This window comes from Paraburkholderia sp. JHI2823, from assembly GCF_038900695.1.
In the GTDB taxonomy this organism is placed as follows: domain Bacteria; phylum Pseudomonadota; class Gammaproteobacteria; order Burkholderiales; family Burkholderiaceae; genus Paraburkholderia; species Paraburkholderia mimosarum.
This window is the reverse complement of record NZ_JAYMRY010000001.1, coordinates 223,152-239,907: the sequence shown is the minus strand read 5'-3', so window position 1 is coordinate 239,907 and position 16,756 is coordinate 223,152. Positions and strand designations below refer to the sequence as shown.

Annotated in this window: 31 protein-coding genes; 25 read left to right on the top strand and 6 right to left on the bottom strand. The window is 60.9% G+C overall.

What is annotated here, in order from left to right:
* Nucleotides 1-59: 59 nt before the first annotated feature.
* The 4 genes from VSR34_RS01175 to VSR34_RS01160 all read right to left on the bottom strand — a co-directional run bounded on the left by VSR34_RS01175 (nt 60) and on the right by VSR34_RS01160 (nt 2,696).
* Nucleotides 60-194 (bottom strand): hypothetical protein, encoded by a 135-nt coding sequence (locus VSR34_RS01175; protein ID WP_342961670.1) that lies wholly within the window; start codon nt 192-194, stop codon nt 60-62.
* Nucleotides 195-474: 280 nt separating this feature from the next.
* The gene (locus VSR34_RS01170; protein ID WP_342961669.1) at nt 475-897 is read right to left on the bottom strand and encodes a hypothetical protein; all 423 of its coding nucleotides are present in this window, start codon (nt 895-897) and stop codon (nt 475-477) included.
* A 272-nt stretch (nt 898-1,169) separates the two neighbouring features.
* Nucleotides 1,170-1,859 (bottom strand): hypothetical protein, encoded by a 690-nt coding sequence (locus VSR34_RS01165; RefSeq protein ID WP_342961668.1) that lies wholly within the window; start codon nt 1,857-1,859, stop codon nt 1,170-1,172.
* A 27-nt stretch (nt 1,860-1,886) separates the two neighbouring features.
* Nucleotides 1,887-2,696, bottom strand: coding sequence for a S24 family peptidase (locus VSR34_RS01160; RefSeq protein ID WP_342961667.1), 810 nt, complete (start codon nt 2,694-2,696; stop codon nt 1,887-1,889).
* A gap of 83 nt (nt 2,697-2,779) precedes the next feature.
* Here VSR34_RS01160 and VSR34_RS01155 point away from each other — a divergent pair, with 83 nt between their 5' ends.
* Nucleotides 2,780-3,106 (top strand): Cro/Cl family transcriptional regulator, encoded by a 327-nt coding sequence (locus VSR34_RS01155; RefSeq protein ID WP_342961666.1) that lies wholly within the window; start codon nt 2,780-2,782, stop codon nt 3,104-3,106.
* A gap of 1 nt (nt 3,107) precedes the next feature.
* The gene (locus VSR34_RS01150) at nt 3,108-3,458 is read left to right on the top strand and encodes a hypothetical protein (RefSeq protein ID WP_342961665.1); all 351 of its coding nucleotides are present in this window, start codon (nt 3,108-3,110) and stop codon (nt 3,456-3,458) included.
* A gap of 77 nt (nt 3,459-3,535) precedes the next feature.
* Here VSR34_RS01150 and VSR34_RS01145 read toward each other — a convergent pair whose 3' ends face one another.
* Nucleotides 3,536-3,805 carry a hypothetical protein gene (locus VSR34_RS01145; protein ID WP_342961664.1) on the bottom strand — a complete coding sequence of 90 codons (270 nt, stop codon included), beginning with the start codon at nt 3,803-3,805 and terminating at the stop codon, nt 3,536-3,538.
* A gap of 88 nt (nt 3,806-3,893) precedes the next feature.
* On the opposite strand from VSR34_RS01145, the gene VSR34_RS01140 reads away from it, so the two are divergent.
* The 16 genes from VSR34_RS01140 (at nt 3,894) to VSR34_RS01065 (ending at nt 9,877) form a co-directional block, all read left to right on the top strand.
* On the top strand, nt 3,894-4,211 hold the full coding sequence (locus VSR34_RS01140) for a hypothetical protein (protein WP_342961663.1): 318 nt from the start codon (nt 3,894-3,896) through the stop codon (nt 4,209-4,211).
* 210 nt (nt 4,212-4,421) lie between these two features.
* Entirely contained in the window at nt 4,422-4,862 is a 441-nt protein-coding gene (locus VSR34_RS01135; protein WP_342961662.1) for a phage regulatory CII family protein, read from the top strand.
* A gap of 5 nt (nt 4,863-4,867) precedes the next feature.
* Nucleotides 4,868-5,140 carry a hypothetical protein gene (locus tag VSR34_RS01130; protein ID WP_342961661.1) on the top strand — a complete coding sequence of 91 codons (273 nt, stop codon included), beginning with the start codon at nt 4,868-4,870 and terminating at the stop codon, nt 5,138-5,140.
* Between the two features lie 7 nt (nt 5,141-5,147).
* Nucleotides 5,148-6,107, top strand: a complete 960-nt coding sequence (locus VSR34_RS01125) for a helix-turn-helix domain-containing protein (RefSeq protein WP_342961660.1) — start codon at nt 5,148-5,150, stop codon at nt 6,105-6,107.
* Nucleotides 6,104-6,316 (top strand): hypothetical protein, encoded by a 213-nt coding sequence (locus VSR34_RS01120; protein WP_342961659.1) that lies wholly within the window; start codon nt 6,104-6,106, stop codon nt 6,314-6,316. The genes VSR34_RS01125 and VSR34_RS01120 overlap by 4 nt, the downstream gene beginning before the upstream one ends.
* The gene (locus tag VSR34_RS01115; RefSeq protein ID WP_342961658.1) at nt 6,313-6,474 is read left to right on the top strand and encodes a hypothetical protein; all 162 of its coding nucleotides are present in this window, start codon (nt 6,313-6,315) and stop codon (nt 6,472-6,474) included. The genes VSR34_RS01120 and VSR34_RS01115 overlap by 4 nt, the downstream gene beginning before the upstream one ends.
* Nucleotides 6,471-6,596 carry a hypothetical protein gene (locus VSR34_RS01110; protein ID WP_342961657.1) on the top strand — a complete coding sequence of 42 codons (126 nt, stop codon included), beginning with the start codon at nt 6,471-6,473 and terminating at the stop codon, nt 6,594-6,596. Before VSR34_RS01115 ends, VSR34_RS01110 begins: the two co-directional genes overlap by 4 nt.
* A complete protein-coding gene (locus tag VSR34_RS01105) occupies nt 6,593-7,177 on the top strand; it encodes a DUF1064 domain-containing protein (protein ID WP_342961656.1) in 585 nt (194 codons plus the stop codon). Before VSR34_RS01110 ends, VSR34_RS01105 begins: the two co-directional genes overlap by 4 nt.
* A gap of 1 nt (nt 7,178) precedes the next feature.
* Nucleotides 7,179-7,556 (top strand): hypothetical protein, encoded by a 378-nt coding sequence (locus VSR34_RS01100; RefSeq protein ID WP_342961655.1) that lies wholly within the window; start codon nt 7,179-7,181, stop codon nt 7,554-7,556.
* On the top strand, nt 7,553-7,723 hold the full coding sequence (locus tag VSR34_RS01095; RefSeq protein WP_342961654.1) for a hypothetical protein: 171 nt from the start codon (nt 7,553-7,555) through the stop codon (nt 7,721-7,723). Before VSR34_RS01100 ends, VSR34_RS01095 begins: the two co-directional genes overlap by 4 nt.
* Nucleotides 7,720-8,160, top strand: coding sequence for a nuclease domain-containing protein (locus tag VSR34_RS01090; RefSeq protein WP_342961653.1), 441 nt, complete (start codon nt 7,720-7,722; stop codon nt 8,158-8,160). The genes VSR34_RS01095 and VSR34_RS01090 overlap by 4 nt, the downstream gene beginning before the upstream one ends.
* Complete coding sequence (locus VSR34_RS01085; protein ID WP_342961652.1) at nt 8,157-8,456, top strand: hypothetical protein; 300 nt, start codon at nt 8,157-8,159, stop codon at nt 8,454-8,456. Before VSR34_RS01090 ends, VSR34_RS01085 begins: the two co-directional genes overlap by 4 nt.
* The gene (locus tag VSR34_RS01080; protein WP_342961651.1) at nt 8,453-8,797 is read left to right on the top strand and encodes a hypothetical protein; all 345 of its coding nucleotides are present in this window, start codon (nt 8,453-8,455) and stop codon (nt 8,795-8,797) included. The genes VSR34_RS01085 and VSR34_RS01080 overlap by 4 nt, the downstream gene beginning before the upstream one ends.
* Nucleotides 8,794-9,033 (top strand): hypothetical protein, encoded by a 240-nt coding sequence (locus VSR34_RS01075; protein WP_342961650.1) that lies wholly within the window; start codon nt 8,794-8,796, stop codon nt 9,031-9,033. The genes VSR34_RS01080 and VSR34_RS01075 overlap by 4 nt, the downstream gene beginning before the upstream one ends.
* Nucleotides 9,030-9,281 carry a phage portal protein gene (locus tag VSR34_RS01070; protein ID WP_342961649.1) on the top strand — a complete coding sequence of 84 codons (252 nt, stop codon included), beginning with the start codon at nt 9,030-9,032 and terminating at the stop codon, nt 9,279-9,281. Before VSR34_RS01075 ends, VSR34_RS01070 begins: the two co-directional genes overlap by 4 nt.
* A complete protein-coding gene (locus VSR34_RS01065; RefSeq protein ID WP_342961648.1) occupies nt 9,200-9,877 on the top strand; it encodes a hypothetical protein in 678 nt (225 codons plus the stop codon). The genes VSR34_RS01070 and VSR34_RS01065 overlap by 82 nt, the downstream gene beginning before the upstream one ends.
* A gap of 98 nt (nt 9,878-9,975) precedes the next feature.
* Here the strand turns inward: VSR34_RS01065 and VSR34_RS01060 are convergent, their stop codons facing one another.
* Nucleotides 9,976-10,227 carry a hypothetical protein gene (locus VSR34_RS01060; protein ID WP_342961647.1) on the bottom strand — a complete coding sequence of 84 codons (252 nt, stop codon included), beginning with the start codon at nt 10,225-10,227 and terminating at the stop codon, nt 9,976-9,978.
* A gap of 56 nt (nt 10,228-10,283) precedes the next feature.
* Between VSR34_RS01060 and VSR34_RS01055 the strand changes: the two genes are divergently transcribed.
* The 7 genes from VSR34_RS01055 (at nt 10,284) to VSR34_RS01025 (ending at nt 16,749) form a co-directional block, all read left to right on the top strand.
* Nucleotides 10,284-10,628, top strand: coding sequence for a hypothetical protein (locus tag VSR34_RS01055; RefSeq protein ID WP_342961646.1), 345 nt, complete (start codon nt 10,284-10,286; stop codon nt 10,626-10,628).
* Nucleotides 10,629-10,657: 29 nt separating this feature from the next.
* Nucleotides 10,658-10,975: an HNH endonuclease signature motif containing protein gene (locus VSR34_RS01050; protein WP_342961645.1), complete on the top strand. Its 318-nt coding sequence runs from the start codon at nt 10,658-10,660 to the stop codon at nt 10,973-10,975.
* A gap of 171 nt (nt 10,976-11,146) precedes the next feature.
* Complete coding sequence (locus VSR34_RS01045) at nt 11,147-11,638, top strand: terminase small subunit (protein WP_342961644.1); 492 nt, start codon at nt 11,147-11,149, stop codon at nt 11,636-11,638.
* 3 nt (nt 11,639-11,641) lie between these two features.
* Nucleotides 11,642-13,297 carry a terminase large subunit gene (locus VSR34_RS01040; RefSeq protein WP_342961643.1) on the top strand — a complete coding sequence of 552 codons (1,656 nt, stop codon included), beginning with the start codon at nt 11,642-11,644 and terminating at the stop codon, nt 13,295-13,297.
* Complete coding sequence (locus VSR34_RS01035; RefSeq protein ID WP_342961642.1) at nt 13,294-14,652, top strand: phage portal protein; 1,359 nt, start codon at nt 13,294-13,296, stop codon at nt 14,650-14,652. Before VSR34_RS01040 ends, VSR34_RS01035 begins: the two co-directional genes overlap by 4 nt.
* Complete coding sequence (locus VSR34_RS01030; RefSeq protein ID WP_342961641.1) at nt 14,649-15,398, top strand: head maturation protease, ClpP-related; 750 nt, start codon at nt 14,649-14,651, stop codon at nt 15,396-15,398. The genes VSR34_RS01035 and VSR34_RS01030 overlap by 4 nt, the downstream gene beginning before the upstream one ends.
* A gap of 94 nt (nt 15,399-15,492) precedes the next feature.
* Nucleotides 15,493-16,749, top strand: a complete 1,257-nt coding sequence (locus tag VSR34_RS01025; RefSeq protein ID WP_342961640.1) for a phage major capsid protein — start codon at nt 15,493-15,495, stop codon at nt 16,747-16,749.
* The last annotated feature ends 7 nt before the right edge of the window (nt 16,750-16,756 follow it).

Sequence of the window (16,756 nt, the reverse complement as noted above, 5' to 3'; positions counted from 1 at the left end):
TTTAAGTAGGACACCTAATTGCAAGACTGCGAAGTGTCCAATGGTGAGCATTTACGGGATCAGGTGCAGCTACGCACGTGGCAGACGACAAGTGGATCTGCGCCGCGCTCATCGAGCGTCGCCTGCAGGGCCAGAAGCGCGAAAACCAGAGCCATTGCGAGCGTCGATGCGGCCGCGTATTTGATGAATGACATCACAGAGCTCCAGCGCGAATCGCGACGATCAGCCACCAGCTCGCGCCGATAGCGAGCCCGGTTCCGACGACCTTGCACACCCTCAGCACGCGGACCGATAAGTCGTCGCATGCTAGAAGCAGGGCGTTGTCGCAGGAAACTCGATTCATCTCTCAGCTCCAATTAGTTCGCAGCACTGAGCGGGAGCGCCTCGTTCACACAACCTGAAGGAGACCATACGGGCTATTTAGAGCCGCCGCGACGGCTTGAAGCGCCCCCGCTCAGTGTTGATTGAAATTCATTAGCCGATAGAATTCGGGTTGACGTACACCGTCACCACACGACCCGAGAATGATTTAAAAAACCAAGGTGAAAAATGAAGGCGACTAGCAGGCTCGTGCAGAGAGGCACCGACAGCATCATCCTGAACACTCAAATCCCTAGCGGAACCATTGACGCGACCGTTGTCCTGGGATCCAGCGTCGATGCCATCCCCGAGAGGGACTACCCGGACGGTGACGGCAAGATTCATGTCTCGCTTATCCAGAAAGCGAGCAAAGCTGCGAAGGAGGTCGCCGAAGTATTGCAGGGGGCGCGGAATGGCGACATCGTGATCTTCATTTGCCAGACAGCGAAAACCTACGATATGGCCTGCCTCGCGCTGGGGTACGACAACAGTCGAACCGTATTTGATGCTCAGTAGTTGAAGGCTTTGACCGCTCATTGATCCATCTCCGGTTGACCGAGCATCGCAGTGATCTGTGGTGTTTCGGTGAGTGCGTGAGGTGAATATTACTGAATGGTAAATTGCGGTGTCAATACCAAACGGTAATTTTTTTGATCGCGTGCTGCCTGGGGCGCAGTTCGCCCCGGCCAGCTTTGCGGCGGAAAAGCAAAAGCCCCGCGAGGGCGGGGCTTGCAGGGTGATGCGCGGCTCTAGCCTCGGTGAACTATCGCGTCGGATATTGCTGACACGATTTTCCGCGTCTCAGGTCGCTAGTGCGCTGCGTCGGCAGTCTTCGGGGCTGCAGTTCCAGAGGCTGGGGCAGGCGCATTGGCCTTTAGCGCTGCATCAATGTCCGCGGCGGGTGTATCTTTGCTCGCGAATGTTTGCGTCGCATTTTCACTAGCGGCGCGCACTGCTTTTAGGGACGTGACCAGATCGTTCTGAGCATCGGTAAGTTCACTGGCGCTCTTCTTCGCGCGCTCAAGGGCCTTGTCTGCGCGCTCGCGGGCGTACTTGAATGAATAAGGGTTGTCAGAGGTCGATGCGCTGGTCATCTCGGCGATTGCATCATCGGTCTGCGAGAATGCAAACTTGACATCGCTCTTTTTGTGGTAGAGCGCGGATTCGCCGCGTATTGCCTCCTGTGCGCTAGCCATGTATGCCAGCGCAGTAGCCCGTTCATCTACCGCATATTTAATGTCCTGGCTCTTGAGCTCAATTTCCTTTTTATCGATCTCCTCGAGGGCCTGATTGGTTTTTGAGAAAAACTCGCCAAAGGTCATCGAACTCGGCTTTGTATCTGCCTGCAGCACCTGTGAAACATATGCGCTGGTGAGATTCACGGCCGGCCTCATGGAGTCAATCTCGGCTGTTCGCGCATGAGACCGATATGCAAAAGCCCCGCCAATGCTGGCTGCAATAACGGCAACCACGACTGCCGACAAGGTCGTTTTCTTCATTGCTTCCCCGGTTGTGGTGCCCTTGGTTTAGAGTCGATTGTCATTCCACACTGCGCGGCCGGCGATCATGGTGCGGTCGTCTGGCGGCAGCACCTTGTCAGGGTGCGCGATCTTGTCTGGGTTGTCGCTGCGCATGATCCACGCTTGGCCGCCCACGCTAGGGTGGTAGTCACGAATTAGCCGCTTGAGCACCAGGCCACCGTCTGGCTTGCAGATCAGGTAGACCTTTCCGTCGAGCGGGCTTCTGTCGGCCGTGTTGATGAGCACGACACATCCATCTTGAATCGTCGGCTGCATACTTCCGCCGGCGGCATAGATGATGCGGGCGGCTTTCTCTGGAACGCCGAAATCTCTCAGGCTGCTTCGCTTGAAGGCCAGTCCGCCTTTGACCACCACGTGATCTTGGAACCGGCCTTCCCCGCAAGCGGCAGCAACGTCTAATTGGGGCACGAATGCAAACTCTTCTTCGGTAGGTTGCGGAAGGCTGTTCGCGAGTCTACCAAGAGCCTCGTCAGTTGACTGTCCAATTACACCAGCCTTTCCCGCCGACTTCGATCCTTTGCCTGTGCTTTCAAGTTGGTAAGCAAAGAAAGGCGCGCCTACCTCGGCGTCCAAGCTTCCCTTCAGTAGCCCGGCTTGCTCCTCGAGGTTCCGCGCCTTCACGGCGCCAAACGATTTTTTCGGGTCGCGCAGAAGGGCGGAGATCTCGCCCTGATTCCCATCGACGCGCGCAACAAACTCAGACTGCTTATCCGAAAAATGGAGACGGATGAGTTCTGCCAGCCGACGCCGGCGGCGGTCGGCTTCCTGTTTCCGAATTTCGGTGATTGTGCTCATGGCGCACATTCTCCCTTCGAATTACCTAAAGGTAAAACACCGAACGGTATTGACTTTGAATTACCATTCGGTAATATATGGGTATGGACAAGCTTCTCGCATACCTGAACTCACTCAGTCCCGCCGCACAGCGCGACTACGCGCGCCGCAGCGGGACCACCATCGGCTATCTGCGCAAGGCGATTAGCGCGGGGCAGCGCCTCGGCGAATCGTTGTGCATCAACCTCGATCGCGAGAGTTCGGGGAAGGTGCGATGCGAGGACCTTGCCCCATACGTCGACTGGGCCTATGTCCGAAACTCCGCTCAGTCTATCGCTGACAGCACAGGGCCGGATGTTGCCGACCGAGCTCAAACCAGCGACGACACCCAGCCGCCCACTGGCGGCAGTACCAATAACGGGGAGTCCTGATATGTCACGAGTAACGATTCAGCTTTTCTACGACGGCGCCACATCGAAGGCGTTGATCGCCCGGATTTCACAGCTTGTTGAAGAGTCCCCTGAGTTCGCCAATGTCTTTCGCAATACGTTCTGCGACGTCTCGGAGGCTTTCCGCCTGAACGTGGCAGCAGCTGGGGCACACGAGCTTCGGATCTGTCTTGAGCCGACCGATCGTCTCCGAGATTTGATGGCCGCATTCGGCGCAGCCAATATCGATTGTTTGATTATCCAAGTTTTCCATGAGGACCAGTTAAATGAAGAATCTGTCTGCGCGATTCCTGCTGTGGCTGATACGCCCCGCGGTACAGCGCGCCCTGCGTGAAGAAGCGCGACAGGGCGCCGCTATTTGGCGGATGCGCACATCAAGCGATTCGCTTACCGCCGCCTTGGACCACGAATTCAGATGTCGCGAAGTGGCTGAGGCAGCAATGAGTTCAAGGCCTTCTTGAATGCTGCGATGCCCTCGTCGGACATGGTGCTGTTCAGTTGACGAATGTTGCGTGCTTCTACGAGCGTATTGAGAGCAGCCTGAAACGTGGGGTTTCCGGTGTTGGCTTCGACGAGCGCACGGATGATTGCTGCCATAGCGGCGTTCTCGGCAATCAGATATGCCAGTTGAGATTGCATGCCCTGCGCGACGCCGATGAGTGCCTTGATTTCTTCTTCCATGAGGATCCCCGTAGAGATTGGTTGTGTGAGAGCTGCCAATTCTACAGACGAAAGTCGGGATCCTCACCCACATACTTAAGGAGCATAAATGCACCTCCCGCACCACCAAGAAATGCTGCGCAACGCGACCAAGCACGGCGGCATCAACGCGGTGATAAGCATCATCGAAAAAGAAAACGGCACTGCGCTGCACGTTGAGACTGGCGATAACGAGACACTGTCGCAGCGCGTTTTCTTCCATCAGCCCGTGCGCGACATCCCGATGAAGGGCTTCGTCAAGCATGTGGACTGGGCAACGGTCGAGAAGGCCACGCGCATCTCTCAGGCCAGCGGCGGTACGAGCGCGGCGAGCAACAGCAGCGAGAACACGAATGAAGCTTGCGAACTGGCTGCTGACATTGTTTGAGTTCGCGCAGCTCCATCGAGCGGAGCGCGCGAAAGAGATACGAGGCGAATCCCCGCGCCTCGATCGTAAAAGGCCGCACTGGCACGGCCCGAAGCAGTACCGGCTCTAACCGGCAGCAACGTTTTCATTTTTATCCTTCCCCCGTTTCTTGTTGTTGAGTTGCACTTTAGTAGTCCTCAACGCAGCGAACAACGTTCAATTGGAGCCAACGTGCACATCACCGACGCAGCCTACGCAGTAGCGCATGACTATCCGGGCGGCACGGAATCGCTTGCACCGCGCCTCGGAATGTCGGGCGCTGTGTTGCGCAACAAGGTCAACCCGAACAACACCACGCATCACCTGACGCTGGCCGAAGCTGTGCGTATGTCGCAGATCACCGGCGATGTGCGTATCGCGGAGGCCATCGCGAACGAGCTCGGCTTCGCGCTCGTGAAAACGCCGTCGATGGAAGAGTGCAACGACGCAGCGATTGTCGAGTTGATGGGCGCGGCTTGGGCCACGCACGGCGAAGTCGGCAAAGAGATCTGCAAGACGCTCGAGGATGGTCGCGTTGAATTCGGCGAAGTTGATCGCGTCGAGCAGCGCATCTACGCCCACGCGCAGGTCCTGTTCAACATTTCCGCGCGCCTGCGCGGCATGGCGGAGTAACCCATATGCGAACCACAGCAACCCAACTTGCGGCATTCGACGCGCTCGACCCAGAGACGCGTCGCACGCAAAAGCAAATGATCGTCGACCTGTTCACGGCGCCCGACATGCGGCTGACGCGTCAGGACATCGCAGACCGCACGAATATGCGCCTGTCGAGCGTCTGTGGTCGAGTACGCGCGCTGATCGACGCTGGAAAGCTCGCGGTGTTCGGCACGCGTAAGTGCGCCGCTACGGGCCACGAAAACGAAACGCTCGGCCTGCCGGCGGCGAACTGAGGATCACATGAGCACGATGATCATGTCGGCGTGCTGGCCGCTGCAGAAGATGTCGCCGGTGCAAAAGTCGGTGCTCATCTCGCTCGCGGATAACGCGAACGATCAGGGCGTCTGCTGGCCGTCAATCTCGACGATCGGAAAGCGGACGTGTGTGTCTGAGCGTGCGGTGCAAAACGCCATCAAGTGGCTTGAACAACACGGCGCGCTTACGGCAAATCGCGCGAATGGTCGGCACACGAGCTACACCATTACCCCCGCATCCTATGCACCCCCGCAGGAAATGCACCCCCGCACGAAATGCACCGGCGCAGGAGATGCACCAACCACCGCAGCAAATGCGGGGGACCCCCGCACGGGATGCGTCGCACCCCCGCACCAGATGCCGTCTAACCGTAAAGAACCATCAGAAGAACCGTCATTGAACCGTCAACCTGCGCGGCGTGCGCCGCGAGTTGCGTTGCATGGCCAGATTCTGAACCTCGAACTGCCCGACTGGCTGCCGTACGAGTCGTGGGATGCATGGTGCGAGCACCGCGAGGCGAAAGCAAAAGACGCTCCATGGACGTTGGCGGCGGCGAAGGTGTCGATCAAGCGGCTTAAGAAGCTGCTCGATGCAGGCCAGTCGGTGGAGACGACCATCGACGAAGCTGTGCTGCGCGGCTGGACGGGGCTGTTTCCGGTGAAGGCCGATGCGGCGCAGACCACCGCAGCCACCGCGGTGCCCGCCGACTGGCACAAGACGGTCGCCGGCGTCACGGAGCGCGGCAAGCAGCTTGGCGTTACGCAGCTCGACGGCGAGGTGTTCATGCGCTTCAAGGCGCGCGTCGTCAAGGCGGCGGGCCCCGGCGAATGGATGGAGGAAATGCTCCGCGACGCGGCGCGCTTTGGCGACGAGCAATACGAAGCGCTCTACGGCTACTTCAACGACATTCCGCGCGACAAGAGCGGCAACACGGAGGCCGCATGAGCAAAAGAACCGTCCGCTCATATGCCGATGTAGCGATCACGATCCGCGTGCGCGTTGGCGGGTTCACCGGAGACACGCCGACACGCGAAGTCTACGAATCTGCCGAACGCGCCGCTCGCGAGAAAGTGGACCGATGGTGCGATTCGACTCGCGGCGTAGACATCGTCAGCGTGGACGGGATCAAGCAGGTCATCTGGGAGGCCTCGTGAGCGCCTGCCGCGACTGCAAACACGCGACGACGAAGCCCGGCCACGAAAAGATGTATCGGCTCGGCTATCGCAACTGCGCGCAAAAACCTGAATACGTGTTCGTGCCCGGCCACCAGGCATGCACCGTGAAGCCGCAACGCTGGGAGCAAAAGCAATGAACGGATTCGAATTCATGGGTGAGCATCCGATCCTGACGGTGATCATCGCGTTTCTCATCGGCGACTCCGCGGTGACGGTCGCGAAGGTCTTCGCAATCGCGCTCATTCGGAGGCGCGGATGACGAAGCGCACCACATCATGGCCGATGGTAGTGCCGCCCGGCACGAAGACGGTCGGCACGGCGCGCGTGCGCGACGAGGCGCCAATGCCGTACGCGCAGAAAAAGCTGGCTGAGAAATTCGGCACGCAGCCGGCGCACGGTTTCGACGAGATCGCCGACGGCGACGGCGCGCGCGCGATGCTGACGCCGTCATATCGCCGCGACGCGGTACCTCCGCTTGGCATGGTGAAGACGAAGAAGGGCCCGAAGTACGGCAACCGTAGGTGCGAGCACAACGGCATCAAGTTCGACAGCGAGAAAGAGCGCTCACGCTGGTTTCACCTGATCCAGCTGCAGGCGGCCGGCGCGATTCGCGATCTGCAGCTGCAGGTGGCGTTCGTCCTGACGCCTCGCAAGCAGCGCGACGACGGCACATGGGAGCGCGCCTCGAAATACGTGGCGGACTTCGTCTACGTCGACGCAGCGACGGGCAAGCAGGTCGTCGAAGACGTGAAGTCCGAAGCGACGCGCAAAAACACTACGTATGTGCAGAAGCGCAAGCAAATGCTGGCCGTGCACGACATCACGATCAAGGAGATTTGAGATGGCAGGAAGCAAGCCGCGGGCGCAGAGCCTGATTTTGATCGTACTCGACGCGATCAATCGCCTTGGCCCGCTCACCTCTGCCGAGATCGCGAAGGAGATTGGCGAATCGTACGACACGGTTCGTCGCGCCATCTCGCGCGCACACATCGGGCCGAATCAGCTGCTGTACATCAAGGATTGGGGCGAAGTGCAGGGGCAAGGCTACAAGCGCCCGGCGATTTACGCGCTGGGCAAGCGTAAGGATGCGCCGTATCCGCATCTCGGCCTCCACCAGAAGTACGCACGCCACTGGCAGCGACGCAAGCTGAAAAAGCAGATCCGCGAGACTGGCATCGCCAATCCTTTCGCCTCGCTCATGGTGCAGGTAGCTCGATGACCGAACGCGAAGAGTACGAAGCATGGTTCGCGCGCCGGTTTGGGGGTCTGGACGTGCCCGAATGGCTTCGGGCTGTCGGATTCGAATTCTGGCGGCATGGTCGTCTATCGCTGATCGAGGCGGCCGGCGCGCCGGTCGAGATTCGCGCACTGCAGGAGCCGCGATGAAGCGTTCGGCGCCGATGAAGCGCACCGGTTTCGCGCGCAAGCTGGGTTCGCCGTTCAGCAGTCTGGCGAATCGCGGCACGGCACTGCGCCGCACGGCGATGAAGAAGCGTGCGAAGAAGCCGACCGTCGCGGAAGGCTCGAAGTATCTGGCGGCGTGCCGCGGCGAACCGTGCTACCTGCGCGTGCCGGGCGTCTGCCGTCGCAACCCGAACGACGAAACGGTCGTGCCGTGCCACGAGAACAGCCTGGCAGCCGGGAAGGGCATGGGATTGAAGGCAAACCACGCTCGCACGGTGCCGGGCTGCTACTGGTGTCACGTTTGGCTCGATCAGGGCCCGGCGCCACGAGCTGAGAAACAGTCGGTGTTTTTGCCGGCGTTCGACGAATGGGCGCCAGTGCGCGCACGAAAGATGGGATTGCAGGAGGTGATCGCTTGAGGCTGCTGATTGATGTGGAAGTCGAGACGAGGCGCGGCACGCAGGTTCAGTCATTCGAGACGACCGTGTTTGTGGTGCGTCGCTCGGTCACGAAGGGCGTTGCCAGCGAAGACGTCGTGCTCGTGGAAGCCTATATCCCGCCGCACTACCGCAAAGGGATTTCGCAGCGCGATCACACGTGGAAATCCGGAAGCGTGCTGCAGTGCACCGCGCGCGTCGCGATGAACAAGAGGTCGCTTACGGAGTTCATCGCGAGCGGTGAGCAGAAGTGGACGTGCAAGGAGACTGGCGAATGATTCTAGAGGTTGAGTTGAGCCTGCCGGCGGACCATTCGAAGCACATCGGCCGCATGGGCGCCTGCCCGCCACCGTCGTACTTCTTCAGCGCCACGGTGCGAGCAGTGCGGCGCATCACGTCACGGTATCCGCCGAACTGGATCAATCCGTGGGCAGTCTCGGCGCTTGTGCTGGTGCCCGACCACCTGAATCGCTTTCTCGGGAAGGCGGACAAGCGACGGGCGGATGATGGTTATGCGTGGTTGCCGGCGGACATCAAGCGGCACGAAGGAAACAAGGCGGCGCTTGGCGAGTTCATCGCTAGCGGCGCACTCGAATTGTCACTGGAGGAAGCAACGTGAGCGAAATCAAAATCGATACGAGCCGAACCAACACGACGACGCACCGCGCAGTGCTTCGCTCCGCGGAGATCAAGCGCCTTGTCTGGGAGGAGGTTTGTCGGCAGGCCGGCGTTGATCCGCTCGACGCGAGCGTTGGCGTGCGTGTCGAACTGAGCAGCCGGTCCGGTGGCGACATCGAGGCATTGGCGACGATCACGGTGCACCACGAAACGTCTGGCGAGGTCGCTGGCGAATGAGCGCACACGCCTATATCCAATACGCCGACGTGCCCGAGCAGCTTGTCGACTCGGCGCTGCGCCACCACGACACGGTCACCGGCGCGCAGCTCATAGCGTTCGACGACTGCCCGTTCAGCGGTGAGATCAGCGAAACGTCGGCAGGCGAAACACAGATTGAATACGCGTGGCCGAACAGCCTCGACTTGCGGCACGCGCTGGGCGATTGGTTCACGCATCACGGCATTGCGTTCGTGGTCGTCCCCTAAACAACAATTCCAACAAGGTGAACATGGAAGCAACCAAAAACGGCATTTTCAAGAGCGCGCAAGAGGCGATCATGTTCGCTTGCAACTTCTCCAGCCAGCAGTATGCAATGTCGCCGATGGCGAAGCTGCTGCAAGGCCCGTCGCGCGGCAGCGGTCGCGGACTGGTTGGCCTGGACGGCGCAGGGCAGGCGGGCATGGTGTTCGCCGAGCTGCAGCGCATCGATTACTGGCAGCTCGCCGCGCTCGTCACTGGGAAGCTCGCGCGCAGTGAGCGCTGCGACTGCCGACGCTCATGCTGCCGCGGCTGGAAGCTGAATCCGATTTTTGAAGAGGCAGTGAATCAGCTTGCGGATTACGTTGCGCTCACGCTGACGCCTGTCCCACCGGTCAAGGAATTCCGAGTCGCTGTGATCATGAAGTACTTTGGCGAGAAGACCGACCCGCTCGAAGTGGCGAAACACCTCGAAATCAAGAAGAACGCCGCCGAGCGGCACATCACGGCGATCCGAAAGTGCATTCGCGATCTGGAAAAGAATGGCTTGACGGCGTTCAGCGAGCGCCTCGACGAAATCGGGATGCTTTTGAGGACTACTTGACATGCGGGAAACGCCCGCATAAACTGCGTTTTCATATACCGTACCAATCGTGCGTACAGCGAACCCGCAAGGCGAAAAGCCCTGCGGGTTTTTTTACGTCAATCCGCGTGGCCGCGCGCTTTGATCATGGCGTCCGCCATGCGGTAGTAAAGCCGAGCGCGCTTTTCCAAGCCCTCGGACGTCGCGTCCGTATTCCAGGATTGGTCATCAGCGGAGTTAGCGGCATCGCCCGCGAGCATCTGCGCTGCAAAGTAGTCGCGCAATGTCATGCCGGTTGCATCTGCGTGTCTGACTTGCCCGTTTACGAGAACAACTTCTGGGGTCGGGAAAGCTGGTCCGCCGTGTGACATTTGATTCTCCTTTTTGTGTGCCGGCCCTTCCGGCGCAACGATTCTACCCTCTCTATATGAACCTCAAAGCCATCATTCAAACGATCGTCTCGTGGTTCAAGAGCGAGGCGCAAGCAGTCGAGCAGAAAGCCGAGGCAGTTGTCTCGGAAATCAAAACGGACCTCACGACCGACGCGAGCAAGACGCTCGCCGATCTCGTGACGCCCGCAACCAACCTTGTGACAGCCGTCATTGGAGCTTATATGAACCCCAGCATCAACACCGCAATCCAGATCGCTCTCGCACTGAAGGCGATCGACGCCACGCTGAGCGCCGACGCCGTGCAGGCCGCGACGAACGCCGCGCTCGCTGCTGCGTACCCAGCGCCGGCTACGGCACCCGCTGCACCCGCCGCAGCGTAACGTCGTGCATTCGTGCTTGCTAGCACCGAATGAGTCGCAAGCTAACGACGCTCAAGCCGCGCGTGCAGTCGCTGGTAGCCACGCGCGTGCCGATGCTGGAAGCGAAGGCAGGCACAACGCCGCGCATTCGCGGTAGTCGCTGGGTCAAGACACGCCAGCGCGTCGCAGTCAACCAGCAGTTCAAGTGCCAGCGCTGCGGTTGTGTGTGGCTTCCGTGGCGCGATCAAGTCGATCACGACGTGCCGCTCGAGCAGGGCGGCAGCAACGACGACAGCAATCTGAAGCTGCTGTGCGACGACTGCCACAAGCTGAAGACTGCGGACGAGGCGAGCGCTCGCGCACGCTGACAGGCAAACGCGAATCGTTTGCATTCGCAACGATCAGCAGTCAGGCGCGGCTGGGATAAATACGGCTGATTCGCATTTGTGGGTGGGGGTGCGAAAGTCTGACGTTTCGCATGCCGGGACACCGCGCGTTCCCGCACGCGGAGAAAATTTCCCCGTTTGGAGATTTTGTTAATGGCTTTAACAGCAAAAAAGCGCGCGTTCGCCGATGCTGTTTTGGCCGGCAAGTCCAATAGGGACGCGGCAATCGCCGCCGGGTACAGCGCAGCGACGGCGTCGGCCGCCGGATCTCGCCTTGTTAAAGACAAGGATGTCGTCGGCTATCTGGCACAGCGCAAAAAGAAGGGCGCAGGGAAGCCAGCGCCGCTTGCGCCGCCGACCGACGACGAGAGCGCGGCGATCACGAAGGCCGCAGTGTCGGCCGGGTTCGATCTCGACGCGATCCTGACGTTTTCGGACCCGAAGCAGTTCCTGCTCGCGGCGATGAATGACCAGAACACCGAGCCGAAGCTTCGCGTGACGGCGGCGCAGACGCTCATGCCGTTCTTCCATCAGAAGCTCGGCGAGGGCGGCAAAAAGGACGCGCAAGCGGAGGCGGCAAAGAAGGCCGCGAGTAAGTTCGGCGCGCTGACGCCGCCGAAGCTGGTCGTGAACAACAGGAAGTGACGCATGGAATGGTCGACTGCATGCCCCGACTGGGCCGAGCGGCTCAAGGCTGGCGAGTCGATCATCCCGCCGCCGATCTTTCCCGAGCAGGCCGAGCACGCGCTCGCCGTGTTCAAACAGCTCAAGATCGTCGACGCGCCGGGCAGCCCGACGTTCGGCGAGTCGTCTGCGCAATGGGTCTTCGATCTCGTCGCCTCGATCTTCGGCGCCTACGATGCAGAGAGCGGGCGCCGCCTGATCACTGAATGGTTCGTTTGCATCCCCAAGAAGAACAGCAAATCGACGCTGGCCGCGGGGATCATGATGACGGCCATGATCCTGAACTGGCGCATGTCGGCGGAATACGCGATTCTCGCGCCGACGATTGAGGTCGCCGGCAACAGCTTCGCGCCGAGCCGCGACATGGTGAAGCACGAAGACGAGCTCGACGACCTGTTTCAGGTGCAGACCCACATCAAGACGATCACGCACCGCACGACGGGTGCGACGCTCAAGGTTGTGGCCGCCGACTCCAATACGGTAGGCGGGAAAAAGAGCGTCGGCACGCTCGTTGATGAAGTCTGGCTCTTCGGCAAGCAGCCGAACGCCGAAAACATGCTGCGTGAGGCGATCGGCGGGCTTGCTTCGCGGCCTGAAGGCTTCGTGATCTACCTCACGACGCAATCCGACGATCCGCCGGCGGGCGTGTTCCTGCAAAAGCTGCGCTACGCGCGCGACGTGCGCGACGGCAAGGTTCACGACCCGTGCTTTGTGCCGGTGATCTTTGAGCACCCGCCCGAGATGGTCGCGCGCAAAGAGCACCTGCTGGCCGAGAACCTCGGGATGGTGAATCCGAATCTGGGCTACTCGGTCGACCAGGCGTTCCTGGAGCGTGAATTCAGGAAGGCGAAGGAGGGCGGCGAAGAGTCGTTCCGGGGTTTTCTCGCAAAGCACGCCAACGTCGAGATTGGCCTCGCCCTGCGTAGTGATCGATGGGCGGGTGCGGAGTTTTGGGAACAACAGGCCGCCGAGGGCCTGTCGCTTGACGATCTGATAGCCCGATCCGAGGTGATCGACGTCGGTATCGACGGCGGCGGCCTCGACGACTTGCTCGGGCTCGCGGTAACTGGCCGCGAAGCTGGCACTGGCAAGTGGTTGCTGTGGACGCATGCGTGGGCTCATCCGTCCGTGCTTGAGCGGCGCAAGGCAGAAGCGGCACGCTTTGAGGATTTCGCCCGCGACGGCCATCTGACGCTGGTCGAGGCGATCGGTGACGACGTTGACGAACTCGCTGGCTATGTCGCGCAGTGTGAGCAGTCTGGAAAGCTCGATCGCGTCGGCGTGGACCCTGCTGGTATTGGCGCGATTCTCGACGCGCTCGTCGACGGAGGCGTGCCCGAAGACAAGGTGATCGCGATCTCCCAGGGCTGGAAGCTCGGCGGCGCGATCAAGACAACCGAGCGGAAGCTCGCCGAAGGCGTGCTCGTGCACGGCGGGCAGCGCCTGATGGCCTGGTGTGTCGGGAACGCGCGCGTTGAGCCTCGCGGCAATGCGATCCTGATCACGAAGCAGGCGAGCGGATCCGCAAAGATCGACCCGCTGATGGCGACGTTTAATGCGGTGTCGCTGATCAGCCTGAACCCGCAGTCTGCTGCACAACCAGGAATCTACATCCTATGAGCGAAGAGGCATTCAAAGCAGCGCAGGCGAAAGCTCGGACGCCGGGCTCGTCTGTGCTGAATGCCTGGCGCGCGAACCATGGGCCCGAGGCCACCGGCCGCATCAACAATATCAATGAGACGCGGCAGAGCCTGACTGTTCAGGAGTTGGCGAATATCATTGGCGGCGGGGCGATCAGCAACGCCGGTCCGGTCGTCAACGAGACGACCGCGATGAAGGTGTCGGCGGTCTATGCGTGCGTGGCGCTCATCGCTGGCGCGATCTCGACGCTGCCGATGCAGATCTACGAGCGAACGCCGACGGGTCGATCAAGCGTCGAGCATCCATACTGGTGGCTGCTGAACGAGCAGCCGGAGCCTGACGTGTCGGCGGCCGTGTTCTGGGAGTATATGGTCGCGGCGCGGCTCTTCTACGGCGACTGCTTTGCCGAGATCGTGCGCCCATCGTTCCGCAGCAGTTCTGTATCGGCGTTTAAGGCTCATCATCCGCTGCGCGTGTTTCCGTTTCGCGATAGCAAAGGTGATCTCTGGTACCGCGTGCAGCCGTTGGTCGGTGCCGAGTATGTGCTGCATCCCGCGGACATCATCCATATACCGAGTCTCGGTTACGACGGCATCCGCAGCCCGAGCCCGATCACCTACGCGGCGCGGCAGGCTGTCGGAACGTCGATCGCAGCGGCCGAGTACAGTGCGCGCTTCTTTTCTAACGGGGCGCGCCCTGACTTTGCGCTGACGACCGACGGCAATATGACGGAAGAGCAGGCGCGACTGCTGCGCGCCACGTGGGGCGAGCGTCACAGCGGTGTCGCTAACTCTCACCTTCCGGCCATCCTTACCGGCGGCCTGCAGGTCAAGGAATTGACCATGACACCGGTCGATGCGCAGATCCTCGAGACATCGAAGTGGGATCTCGAAGAGATCTGCCGCATCCTCGGCGTGCCGCCGTTCATGGTTGGCTCGACAGAGAAGACGACATCGTGGGGCAGCGGCGTCGAGAACATGAGCCGCGGATTCGTGAAGTTCACGTTGCTGCGCGATCTGGTGAAGTTCAATCAGGAATTCAATCGCAAGCTCTGGCCAACGCGGCAGCGAATATTTTGCGAGTTCGATGTTTCCGGCATGGAGCGCGGCGACCTGAAGACAGAAAACGATGCATTTCGCGTCGCGCTGGGTCGCGCTGGCGAGCCGGGGTGGATGTCTGTCAACGAAGTGCGCCACATCAAGCTGCTGCCTCCGATCGCAGGCGGCGATGTGATCAATCAGGGCGTCACGCAGACGGCGGCAGTCACCGAACCCGCGCCGGCGAGCGAAACGGCGCCGGAGCCATCTGGCCAACCTGACCAGGGAGCAACATGAGCAAGCTGATTAAGTTGCTGGCGAGCAATCGCCGGCCGACGGCGCGTCCGCGCGCGCTCGAAATGAGCGGCGGCGATGCGACGCTGTACATCTATGACGCGATCGTCGCGGATGACGACACCGCATACTGGTGCGGCGGTGTTTCCGCGCAATCGATCGTGCCGGAGATTCGCAACATCACGGGCGGAACGCTCAACCTGCGTATCAATTCGCCCGGCGGCGACGTGTTTGCCGCGCAGTCGATCGTTGCCGCAATCCGCGACACGGGTGCGAAGGTAATCGCGCACATCGACGGCTTCGCGGCCAGTGCAGCCACGGTGATCGCCTCGGCGGCCGACGAAGTCATCATGTCCGATGGCGCGATGTACATGATCCACTGCGGCTGGACGATGGCAATCGGTAACTCGAAAGACATGACCGACACTGCGGCGCTGCTCGACAAGGTCGACGGCGTGATTGCGGGCCAGTATGCGAAGCGCAGCGGCAAGAGCGTCGACGAAATGAAGGCGTTCATGGAGGCCGAAACGTGGTTCACCGCGCAGGAGGCCGTCGATGTCGGCCTAGCTGACAGCATCGCCGAGAGCGCAACGCAGGCACAGGCCTCGTGGGATCTGAGCGCCTACGCCAACGCACCGAAGATCGCCGCGTCGGCCTCTGCGCCCGAGCCGATCGACGCTATCACTGCCGAACACCGCGAACGTCAGCATCAGCGCCTGCGCATGCTGAACCGCATCAATCATCAGTGACGCGCCTCGCGCAACTGAGAACTGCCGCCGCAAGGCGGTTTTTTTTCGTCCAAACGACCTGCGCGAGCGGTCAACTCTTAACGGAGAGAGTCACATGAAGCTGCAACAACTGCGCGAGCTGCGCAATTCGAAGGCGCGCGAAGCCAACGAGCTGAACAACAGGTATCCGGCTGACCAACGCATGCCGGCGGCCGAAGCCGAGCGCATGGACGCGATCCTCGCCGAAATCGAGGCAATCGACGGTGACATCGCGCGCGAGAATCGCCGTGCGCAACTGGCCGCCGAAGACCCGGCTGTCCAGGCCGCTGCGCTGCTGAACGCAGCGACGCGCGATCCGGCGCAGCAGGGTGACGAAGCGAAGGCGCTCCGCGCGTTCCTCGCGGGCGGTGTGGCGAACATGGCCGATGGCGATCGCGCGCGCATGCTTGCGCGTCAGACGCCTGACATTCGCAACGCGATGTCGACGACGACCTCGACGGAAGGCGGTTTCACTGTGGCGACGGAATACCAGCGCTCGCTCGAAATCGCGATGAAGGCATACGGCGGTATGCGCGCAGTTGCGCACGCCATCCGTACGGCGACGGGCGCCGCGATGAACTTCCCGACGACGGATCCGACGGCGGAAGTCGGTGAAATCGTTGGTCAGAACGCCCCTGTCACTGGCCAGGACACCACGTTCGGCAACATCGTGCTGAACGTGTTCAAGTACAGCTCGAAGAAGATCGCTCTGCCGTTCGAACTGGTGCAAGACTCGTTCATCGACATCGAGGCCTACATTCAAGGGCTGCTCGCGATGCGCCTCGGCCGCATCCAGAACACGCACTTCACGACCGGTAACGGCACGACGCAGCCGAATGGCCTCATCACGGCTGCCAGCACCGGCCGCACCGGTGCGACTGGCCAAACGCTGACGGTCATCTACGACGACCTGGTCGAGCTGGAGCATTCGGTCGATCCGGCATACCGCAGCCAGCCGGGCGTCGGTTACATGATGCACGACTCGTCGGTCAAGGTGATCCGCAAGATCAAGGACTCGCAAGGCCGTCCGATCTTCGTGCCGGGCTATGAAGCCGATGCGATGGTGAACGGCGGCGCGCCCGACCGTCTGATGGGCCGACCGATCTACATCAATCAGGACATGCCTGTGATGGCGGCGAATGCGGAATCGATCGCGTTCGGCCAGCTTTCGAAGTATGTGATCCGCGACGTCATGGATCTGACGATCTTCCGCATGACGGACAGCGCATTCACGCTGAACGGCCAGATCGGTTTCGTCGGCTTCCTGCGCACGGGCGGCAACCTGATCGACGTTGGCGGCGCCGTCAAGACCTACGCGAACTCGGCGACGTAATCCGGAA

Coding starts and splice junctions, on each gene's coding strand:
- VSR34_RS01175 (WP_342961670.1), bottom strand. CDS start 194: ATGTCATTCATCAAATACGCGGCCGCATCGACGCTCGCAATGGCTCTG.
- VSR34_RS01170 (WP_342961669.1), bottom strand. CDS start 897: ATGAGCGGTCAAAGCCTTCAACTACTGAGCATCAAATACGGTTCGACT.
- VSR34_RS01165 (WP_342961668.1), bottom strand. CDS start 1,859: ATGAAGAAAACGACCTTGTCGGCAGTCGTGGTTGCCGTTATTGCAGCC.
- VSR34_RS01160 (WP_342961667.1), bottom strand. CDS start 2,696: ATGAGCACAATCACCGAAATTCGGAAACAGGAAGCCGACCGCCGCCGG.
- VSR34_RS01155 (WP_342961666.1), top strand. CDS start 2,780: ATGGACAAGCTTCTCGCATACCTGAACTCACTCAGTCCCGCCGCACAG.
- VSR34_RS01150 (WP_342961665.1), top strand. CDS start 3,108: ATGTCACGAGTAACGATTCAGCTTTTCTACGACGGCGCCACATCGAAG.
- VSR34_RS01145 (WP_342961664.1), bottom strand. CDS start 3,805: ATGGAAGAAGAAATCAAGGCACTCATCGGCGTCGCGCAGGGCATGCAA.
- VSR34_RS01140 (WP_342961663.1), top strand. CDS start 3,894: ATGCACCTCCCGCACCACCAAGAAATGCTGCGCAACGCGACCAAGCAC.
- VSR34_RS01130 (WP_342961661.1), top strand. CDS start 4,868: ATGCGAACCACAGCAACCCAACTTGCGGCATTCGACGCGCTCGACCCA.
- VSR34_RS01125 (WP_342961660.1), top strand. CDS start 5,148: ATGAGCACGATGATCATGTCGGCGTGCTGGCCGCTGCAGAAGATGTCG.
- VSR34_RS01120 (WP_342961659.1), top strand. CDS start 6,104: ATGAGCAAAAGAACCGTCCGCTCATATGCCGATGTAGCGATCACGATC.
- VSR34_RS01110 (WP_342961657.1), top strand. CDS start 6,471: ATGAACGGATTCGAATTCATGGGTGAGCATCCGATCCTGACGGTGATC.
- VSR34_RS01105 (WP_342961656.1), top strand. CDS start 6,593: ATGACGAAGCGCACCACATCATGGCCGATGGTAGTGCCGCCCGGCACG.
- VSR34_RS01100 (WP_342961655.1), top strand. CDS start 7,179: ATGGCAGGAAGCAAGCCGCGGGCGCAGAGCCTGATTTTGATCGTACTC.
- VSR34_RS01095 (WP_342961654.1), top strand. CDS start 7,553: ATGACCGAACGCGAAGAGTACGAAGCATGGTTCGCGCGCCGGTTTGGG.
- VSR34_RS01090 (WP_342961653.1), top strand. CDS start 7,720: ATGAAGCGTTCGGCGCCGATGAAGCGCACCGGTTTCGCGCGCAAGCTG.
- VSR34_RS01080 (WP_342961651.1), top strand. CDS start 8,453: ATGATTCTAGAGGTTGAGTTGAGCCTGCCGGCGGACCATTCGAAGCAC.
- VSR34_RS01070 (WP_342961649.1), top strand. CDS start 9,030: ATGAGCGCACACGCCTATATCCAATACGCCGACGTGCCCGAGCAGCTT.
- VSR34_RS01060 (WP_342961647.1), bottom strand. CDS start 10,227: ATGTCACACGGCGGACCAGCTTTCCCGACCCCAGAAGTTGTTCTCGTA.
- VSR34_RS01055 (WP_342961646.1), top strand. CDS start 10,284: ATGAACCTCAAAGCCATCATTCAAACGATCGTCTCGTGGTTCAAGAGC.
- VSR34_RS01050 (WP_342961645.1), top strand. CDS start 10,658: ATGAGTCGCAAGCTAACGACGCTCAAGCCGCGCGTGCAGTCGCTGGTA.
- VSR34_RS01045 (WP_342961644.1), top strand. CDS start 11,147: ATGGCTTTAACAGCAAAAAAGCGCGCGTTCGCCGATGCTGTTTTGGCC.
- VSR34_RS01040 (WP_342961643.1), top strand. CDS start 11,642: ATGGAATGGTCGACTGCATGCCCCGACTGGGCCGAGCGGCTCAAGGCT.
- VSR34_RS01035 (WP_342961642.1), top strand. CDS start 13,294: ATGAGCGAAGAGGCATTCAAAGCAGCGCAGGCGAAAGCTCGGACGCCG.
- VSR34_RS01030 (WP_342961641.1), top strand. CDS start 14,649: ATGAGCAAGCTGATTAAGTTGCTGGCGAGCAATCGCCGGCCGACGGCG.
- VSR34_RS01025 (WP_342961640.1), top strand. CDS start 15,493: ATGAAGCTGCAACAACTGCGCGAGCTGCGCAATTCGAAGGCGCGCGAA.